This window comes from Epilithonimonas sp., assembly GCF_056329745.1.
Window position 1 is genome coordinate 162,370 of the sequence record NZ_JBWEYV010000006.1, and the last position, 8,210, is coordinate 170,579.

6 protein-coding genes are annotated in these 8,210 nt (G+C 41.3%); 3 read left to right on the top strand and 3 right to left on the bottom strand.

Annotated features, from left to right (window positions below; genetic code table 11):
* Nucleotides 1–22: 22 nt before the first annotated feature.
* The 3 genes from AC00Y6_RS06640 to AC00Y6_RS06650 form a co-directional block, all read right to left on the bottom strand.
* Nucleotides 23–505 (bottom strand): SixA phosphatase family protein, encoded by a 483-nt coding sequence (locus tag AC00Y6_RS06640; RefSeq protein ID WP_474489826.1) that lies wholly within the window; start codon nt 503–505, stop codon nt 23–25.
* A 72-nt stretch (nt 506–577) separates the two neighbouring features.
* On the bottom strand, nt 578–2,869 hold the full coding sequence (locus AC00Y6_RS06645) for a GH92 family glycosyl hydrolase (protein ID WP_474489827.1): 2,292 nt from the start codon (nt 2,867–2,869) through the stop codon (nt 578–580).
* A 30-nt stretch (nt 2,870–2,899) separates the two neighbouring features.
* Nucleotides 2,900–3,403, bottom strand: coding sequence for a DUF6702 family protein (locus AC00Y6_RS06650; RefSeq protein ID WP_474489828.1), 504 nt, complete (start codon nt 3,401–3,403; stop codon nt 2,900–2,902).
* A 62-nt stretch (nt 3,404–3,465) separates the two neighbouring features.
* Between AC00Y6_RS06650 and AC00Y6_RS06655 the strand changes: the two genes are divergently transcribed.
* The 3 genes from AC00Y6_RS06655 to mnmE all read left to right on the top strand — a co-directional run bounded on the left by AC00Y6_RS06655 (nt 3,466) and on the right by mnmE (nt 8,036).
* Nucleotides 3,466–4,044: a HupE/UreJ family protein gene (locus tag AC00Y6_RS06655; RefSeq protein WP_474489829.1), complete on the top strand. Its 579-nt coding sequence runs from the start codon at nt 3,466–3,468 to the stop codon at nt 4,042–4,044.
* A gap of 81 nt (nt 4,045–4,125) precedes the next feature.
* Nucleotides 4,126–6,507: a M1 family metallopeptidase gene (locus AC00Y6_RS06660; protein WP_474489830.1), complete on the top strand. Its 2,382-nt coding sequence runs from the start codon at nt 4,126–4,128 to the stop codon at nt 6,505–6,507.
* 128 nt (nt 6,508–6,635) lie between these two features.
* Nucleotides 6,636–8,036, top strand: a complete 1,401-nt coding sequence (gene mnmE / locus AC00Y6_RS06665) for a tRNA uridine-5-carboxymethylaminomethyl(34) synthesis GTPase MnmE (RefSeq protein WP_474489831.1) — start codon at nt 6,636–6,638, stop codon at nt 8,034–8,036.
* Nucleotides 8,037–8,210: the final 174 nt, after the last annotated feature.

An 8,210-nucleotide genomic window follows, 5' to 3' on the forward strand; every position in this document is an offset into this window, starting at 1 on the left:
TCCTTTTTACAGGAGTTATATATTAATGAGAGAAATTCTTTGGAGAGTAGAAGAATAAAAACTTTTTGGGGGCATTTTCAAAATCACTCCAGTGGTCGCAGTCGATTTCGTAGGCGGCAACGCCAGAGGTAGGCAGGTTGACAATCTCATCAGACAAAGAGTTGGCAAAATTGGAAATACCGTTATTATGCGAAAACAAGGCAAGATGATTGACTTTATCATCTGTATCAAATATCACCGATAAAAAATTAGCCTCGGATGGGCGGTAAAGTTTTTCATTGGTGGTGTAATCTTTACCATAAACCTGCGAAAAAAGTCTGCATGTTTCCCTGGCGCGCAGGGCAGTACTGCTGACAAATGCATCAATTGGTATATGGTGTTGCCGCAGGAACTCAGCCATTTTTGGTGCATTGGTGCTTCCCAGCTCCGTCAGCGGGCGGTCAAAGTCGTCTACACCTTCTGGCCAGTCGCTTTTTGAATGCCGAATGAGTAAAAGAGTTTTCATTCAAAAAAATTTAATCTAATAAAATTAATAAAAAATTTGATGCATACTCACTTTAGAAATAAATAATTTTTATTACTCTCCTGTTTTACTGATAGAAAATGGTTCATCTTTATCTTGGATTCCCCTCTCTTTGTTAGGTTCTGCGCTCATTTTATATTTTATTTTAGATCCTTTCATCAACTCAAAATGATCAAGCCAGTTGGCCGTATGTTTTTTACCATTCACCTTTAGCTGATCAATATATATATTTTGGGATGAGTTCTCCGGCGCGTCCAGCTCTACCGTTTTCCCATTTTCAAGATTAATCCTGGCAGATTTAAAAAGCGGCGAACCTAAAACATATTGTGTGCTGGCAGGCGTCACGGGATAGAACCCCAAGGCCGAGAATACATACCATGCCGAAGTTTGCCCATTATCCTCATCTCCACAGTAGCCGTCCGGCGATGCTTTATAAAGCCTGTCCATCACCTGCCTTACCCAATATTGGCTCTTCCAGGGTTGTCCCGCATAGTTGTAGAGATACAGCATGTGTTGGATGGGCTGGTTGCCATGTGCATATTGGCCCATGCCTACAATTTGCATCTCGCGCATCTCATGGATGACTTCTTTGTAATAATTAATGTTAAAAGTTGGCGGCATAACAAATACGGAATCCAACATTTTGGTGAAGTTCTTTTTTCCGCCCATCAGTTCTCGCAAACCGTGGATATCCTGGAAAACACTCCATGTGTAATGCCAGCTGTTGCCTTCTGTAAAAGCATTTCCCCATTCAAACGGATCAAAATTATCCTGAAAATTGCCATCCTTTTTCTTGCCACGCATCAGGTTATATTTGGGATCAAAGAGTTTTTTGTAATTCATTGCCCTTTCTTTGTAAGGTTGCAGTTCAGATTCCGGTTTGCCTAGGGATTTCCCCATTTGGTAGATGGCATAATCATCATAAGCATATTCCAGTGTTCTGGCAGCACTTTCATTAATGCCGGTGTCTGTGGGAACGTAACCAAGCTTATTATAATCGTCCACACCTTTCCTGCCAACAGCACTCATTGGACCTTCGTGATTAGCACCATGTTTTACCGCCTGCCAAAGCACTTCGGCATCATATCCACGCAAACCTTTCAGATAAGCTTCGGAAACAACAGAGGCCGAATTGTTGCCAACCATAATATCTGCATAACCCGGGCTGCTCCATTCGGGTAAAAACCCACCTTCTTGATATGCGGAAATCAGTCCTTTTTGCATTTCTACATTGATGGAAGGGTAAACCAAGTTGAGCAGAGGATAAAGCGCCCGAAAGGTATCCCAAAACCCGGTGCCACCGTACAAATAACCTGGTTCAATTTTACCATTGTATGGGCTGTAATGAACAATGTTGCCGCTTTTATCTTTTTCGTAGAGCTTTTGCGGAAAGAGGACGCTGCGGTAAAGACAACTGTAGAAAGTCCTGGCTTGGTCTGTGGTGGCGCCTTTGATCTCAATTTTGCCGAGTGTTTTGTTCCATAAATCCTTAGCCTCTGCTTTGACCTGGTCAAATGTTTTATTACGGACTTCATCCAGGTTTATTTCTGCCTGCTCCGGGCTGATGAAAGATGATGCCACTTTCATGGTAACAACATCACCTTTTTTAAGTGGTGCAAAACGGACAATGCTGCCCACATGATCTGCCTTGATTTCAAGTTCAGATTTGGGAGGTTCTGTACCTGCCCAGGTATTCTGAGAGGCAAAATCCCGATCAAAAGTAATAACAAAATAGTTTTTGAAATTAGTCATCTTGCCGCGGGCGTATCTTGTAGAGTAGCCAATAATTTTCCTTTCGGAAGGGATGATTTTGACATAGGAACCTCTATCAAATGCATCTACCAAAACCTGCCCCTGATTGGTTTCCGGGAAGGTAAATTTCATAACCGCCGCACGTTCCGTTGGTGCAATTTCTGTCCACAGATCATAATCGGCGAGGTAAACTTTGTAATAATATGGTGTTGCTTCTTCGGTCTTGTGAGAGAACCAGCTGGCACGTTTTTCCTGATCTGTCTGCGGGTTTCCAACCATTGGCAATACAGAAAACTGCCCATAATCATTCATCCAAGGCGAGGGCTGGTGCGTCTGTTTGAAACCTTGTATTTTCTTGGCATCATAGGTATATTGCCAGCCATTGCCGTTTTTTCCGGTTTGTGGGGTCCAGTAATTCATCCCCCAAGGCAATCCTGTAATAGGATAGGTGTTACCGTTGGACAGTTCGTAGGAAGATTGGCTCCCCATCAGAGGGTTGACGAAATCTACCGGATTGGTGATCCAGTCATTGATTTCCTGAGACTGGGCGCCTGTAAACGCCAGCATAAAAATAAGAAGTTTAATTTTTGACATAGGCTTGTCTTGCTTAATTGATTAGAACCATTAAAATTGTTGATAAAGATAGCGGTCGGGATAATTTAGTTTTTCGCTTTTACGCTGGGCATTAATAACGATATGGATGATATTCATCTGGTCATCAAAAAGGTTATAAAGAAAGCTGACAGCAGTTTCGATTTTTTTGGGGTTGGCTACCGGATCACTTTCCAAATAGATATTGACACTTTCGCGGTCTTCCTGGTAACCTACGTAATTAACCTTCAGGATTTGGTTATTGACTTTCAGCTTAAGATATTCGTCAGCGTAATTTTTTACCAGTTGCTGCATTTCTTTTTCTGATTTTGGATTGAGGAAATGCGCACTTTTGCCATATTTTTTGTTGATGGCATTTTCCAGGTCGTCTATAAAAAACCTTCCGGTAATTTCAAATGTTTTCGATTTCTGATTATAACTGAATTCCACCGAGCCTACATGATAAGGATGCAATGCAAAAGAGTAAACCATCGCCAGCAGTATAGCAAAAGCCGCTACAACACCAAGTTTTTTCATTAGATCAAAAAATTTAACCGAAATTAATCATTATTTTCGTAACCGCTTTTAAAATGGACAAAATGCAGGACTTTATTTTTTATCTTAAGCTGGGTTGGGAACATATTATTTCGTTGGATGCGCTGGATCATCAGCTGTTTATCCTGGCACTGATTGCCGTTTATTCCTACAACGATTTCAAAAAAATACTGATTTTGGTTACGGCATTTACAATCGGGCATTCGTTAACATTGGCGCTTAGCGTTCTGGATGTGCTGCGCGTCCCGGGAAATTGGGTCGAATTCCTGATTCCGGTTACCATTGTGCTGACATCGCTGGATAATATCCTGATGAAAAACCATCAGAAAAACCTGATGACGCTTAATTATTACCTGGCACTTATTTTTGGATTGATCCATGGGATGGGCTTTGCCAATACAGCACGGATGATGATTGCCAAAGAACAAAGTATTTTTGTGCCGCTTTTAGGCTTCAATATCGGGCTGGAATTGGGGCAAATTGCGATGGTTATTGGGATATTAATCATTTTATTCATTCTGCTTAATGTATTCCGAATCAACCGAAAAGACTGTATCCTATTTGTTTCTTCTGCCGTATTCGCCCTATCACTGAAAATGGCATTAGAAAGAATCCCTTTTTAATCTTGAAGATTATGTAAAGTCGGTTGCAATTTCTTACATTTGTTGTACTTAAAAGCTTTACCTACTAATATTTTTTGAATAATGAAGTTAAAAATTTCAGCAATTTTGTTCTGTTCTGCGATGGTTTCTGCGCAGAATATCCAGAACAACCCGGGCAGCAACCATGGGAACAAATTTGAGCAGCTCGGTACCATACTTCCCACGCCCAACGTTTACAGAACGGCTTCTGGGGCACCCGGCCACCAATATTGGCAACAACGCGCCGACTATGATATAACAGCTTATCTGGACGAGGATAAAAGAAACCTGAAAGGTTCCGAAACAATTACTTATTATAATAATTCTCCGGACGATCTGGATTACCTTTGGCTACAGCTGGATGAGAACCAACAGTCTTCGGTGAAAAATGCAGATTTCCCGTCTTCTTCTTTTTTAGCAAAATCATCTGATATAGAAAAACTGCGCCCATCCGAAATCCCTGTAAAAGACAATGGATACGGCGTGAACCTGGAAAAAGTGACAGACGGTTCAGGCAAATTGCTGCCTTTTGTGGTCAACAAAACCATGATGCGCATCGATCTTCCTAAAACGCTTAAAAAAGGTGAGAAGTACACCTTTAAAGTTGAATGGAACTATAACATTCCTAACAGGATTGAGCGCGGGGGCCGCGGCGGTTACGAGAATTTTGCAGAAGATGGGAACGATCTTTATACCATGACGCAATGGTTTCCAAGGATGTGTGTGTACAGCGATTTCCATGGTTGGCAAAACCATCAGTTCACAGGACGTGGCGAATTTGCTTTGGTTTTCGGGAATTATAAAGTTAAAATGAATGTTCCGGCAGACCACATCGTAGGTGGAACGGGGGAATGTAAAAATTATTCTGATGTTTTATCTTCAGCGCAGCTTGACCGTTACAAAAAAGCCGAATCATCTGATGAGCCGGTGGAAATTGTAACCCTTGATGAAGCCAAAAAAGCTGAAAAATCAAAATCAAAACAGAGAAAAACCTGGATTTTTGAAGCCAATGACGTGCGTGATTTTGCATGGACATCTTCCCGGAAATTTGTTTGGGATGGCATGCGGGTAACCATTCCGGAAAATAATAATAAGGTGATGGCCATGAGTTTCTATGGTAAAGAGGCGTATGGATTGTACCGTAAATTCTCTACCAAAGCTGTGGCACACACCATCAAAACCTATTCAGAATTTACAATCCCTTATCCTTATCCTGTGGCGCAGTCTGTAGAAGCGGCCAATGGAATGGAGTATCCAATGATCTGTTTCAATTACGGCCGTACGGAAAAAGACGGCACCTATTCCGAAGCGATTAAGAATGGGATGCTTGGTGTTATTATTCATGAAGTAGGGCATAACTTTTTCCCCATGATTGTCAATTCTGACGAGAGGCAGTGGAGCTGGATGGATGAAGGGCTTAACACTTTTGTAGAATACCTTACCGAGGAAAAATGGGATAACAAATTCCCTTCCAAGCGCGGACCGGCGTGGACCATTGTTGATTATATGAAGTTGCCTAAAGATGAGCTGGAACCGATTATGACCAACTCCGAAAACATTGCCCGTTTTGGTCCTAATGCTTATTCCAAACCAGCGACAGGGCTTAATATCCTTCGGGAAACCATTATGGGAAGGGAGCTTTTCGATAAAGCATTCAAGACCTATGCGCAGCGTTGGGCATTCCGCCATCCGGAACCCGCTGATTTTTTCAGGACGATGGAGGATGCCAGTGGCGAAGATCTGGATTGGTTCTGGAGAGGCTGGTTTTACAGCACAGATCCTGTGGATATCGCCATAGATAAAGTTAGCATTTCTACTCCCAAATTTGATGCAATCCCCAACGATGCCAAAGTTGTAAAATATAATGTAGATCAGCCATTACTGAATGAATTTGATGATATTTCCAAAATCAGGAACCGTCAGGACAAAACCATTACATTTTATGCCGATAAGGATAAGAGCGTTCAGGATTTTTATTACAGATATGACAGAGGTGAAGAAAAAGTGGATGCTAAGAAAGAATATTCTGTAGTGCCCAACAGTCCGGCAAAGCTTGGCGCAGAAGATAATGCAGCTATAGCAGCCAAGAAGAATATCACGGCTTACCAGTTTGATTTTACCAACAAAGGTGGTCTTGTAATGCCAATTATTCTTGAATTTACTTTTGAAGATGGCAGCAAATTGAATGACAGAATTAATGTTCAGATCTGGCGAAGCAATGAGCAAAAAGTTTCCAAAACCTATTATTTTGAAAAGAAACTGAAGTCTGTACAAATGGATCCGCTGAGGGAAACGGCTGATATTGATACCACAAATAACTACTGGTCTGCTGCCGGTTCATCCGATGCACCAAGTCAGTTTAATGTATTCAAACAAAAGCAAAAAGAGGCATCCAGAGGTGCTTCCAATGGAAAAGTGAATCCAATGCAAGCTTCGAAAAAATAAAATTGTTGCTTAATTCTAAAAAGGCTTCCTGATCAATTCGGGAAGCTTTTTTTGTTAATATCGGTTTCTCATATTTTCATTTTAAGAATCTTTGATAATGTTGTTTCGTAAAAGCTTAATTTTGTAATATGAATCAAGATACTATTTGCGCACTGGCCACGGCTAACGGTGTGGGCGCTATCGGCATTATCAGGGTTTCCGGGGATGATGCTTTGGAGATTGTAAACAGGGTTTTTCAGGGGAAGGATTTGACAAAGGCAAAGTCCCACACGGTGCATTACGGTTATATTTCAGACAACAAAGGTTTACCAAACGCCGAAGTGATCGATGAAGTGATGGTGAGTGTTTTCCGTGCACCCAAGACATTTACAACCGAAGATTCTGTAGAAATTTCTTTTCACGGCTCGCCATATATAGGAAAATCGATTCTGGAAGTTTTGATAAAAAATGGTGCCAGAATGGCGAAAGCCGGAGAGTTCACCATGCGCGCATTTATGAATGGCCGGATTGATTTGAGCCAAGCCGAATCTATCGCCGATCTGATTGCGTCGGAAAATGAGGCATCCCGAAAAGTGGCACTCAATCAGTTAAAAGGTGGAATTTCGCACGAGATAAGTATTTTGAGACATGACCTGCTCAATTTTACGTCATTAATAGAACTAGAATTGGACTTTGCGGAAGAAGATGTGGAATTTGCCGACCGGAAGGCGCTTAAAAGCCTGATTGATCAGCTTAAAGCCAAGCTAGGAAGCTTACTTGAAAGTTTTAAATATGGCAATGCCATCAAAAATGGAACAGCAGTAGCTATTATTGGCAAACCGAACGCCGGAAAATCTACACTGCTTAATACATTGCTGAAAGAAGAGCGCGCCATTGTCAGCAATATTGCTGGGACCACGAGGGATACTATTGAGGAAGTGTTGCATATCAAAGGTCATCCCTTTCGCCTTATCGATACAGCAGGACTACGTGAAACAGCCGATGAAATAGAAGCTATTGGCGTGAGAAAAGCCAGGGAAAAAGTGGCTCAGGCAGAAGTTTTAGTTTACCTCGCAGATGCTGGGACTGAAGACTTCACAGATGATATAGCAATGATTAAATCCCTTTTGCATAATGATGTAGCATTGATTATTTGCTTAACCAAGATTGATGAAGTGGTGCCAACAAAGCTGGATATTGTAGAAAGTATCTTCCGTGATGCGTTGGATTACCCATTTGATTTTATCAAGATCTCTGCGATAGAGAACCGCAACATTCAGGAACTAAAGAATGAACTGTCATCTTTTGTAGAAGAACTTCAGTCCGAAGAAGGCAATGTAGTCATTACTAACCAGCGTCATTATGAAGCACTTCAGAAATCACTGGATTCCGTCAACAGGGTAGAGGAGGCTGTCAACTCCCAGATCACTACAGAACTATTAGCTTACGAGCTTCGCAACGCACTTGAATACCTTGGTGAAATATCGGGAGAGTTTACCAATGACGAAGTGTTGGGAAATATTTTTTCTAAGTTTTGTATCGGGAAATAAATACAAGGGTTATTTGAGCTATATATCATTATGCCGGAAGTCATATCTATCATATCAAAGTCAAAAACCAGTACAAATACTCTAATTTGCACTGGTTAAGTGATATCTTATTTATTTATTTAACCCGTAGTGCATTATAAAAAAGGTTACTCATAATACGAAAATTTCGTATAT

Coding starts and splice junctions, on each gene's coding strand:
- AC00Y6_RS06640 (WP_474489826.1), bottom strand. CDS start 505: ATGAAAACTCTTTTACTCATTCGGCATTCAAAAAGCGACTGGCCAGAA.
- AC00Y6_RS06645 (WP_474489827.1), bottom strand. CDS start 2,869: ATGTCAAAAATTAAACTTCTTATTTTTATGCTGGCGTTTACAGGCGCC.
- AC00Y6_RS06650 (WP_474489828.1), bottom strand. CDS start 3,403: ATGAAAAAACTTGGTGTTGTAGCGGCTTTTGCTATACTGCTGGCGATG.
- AC00Y6_RS06655 (WP_474489829.1), top strand. CDS start 3,466: ATGCAGGACTTTATTTTTTATCTTAAGCTGGGTTGGGAACATATTATT.
- AC00Y6_RS06660 (WP_474489830.1), top strand. CDS start 4,126: ATGAAGTTAAAAATTTCAGCAATTTTGTTCTGTTCTGCGATGGTTTCT.
- mnmE (WP_474489831.1), top strand. CDS start 6,636: ATGAATCAAGATACTATTTGCGCACTGGCCACGGCTAACGGTGTGGGC.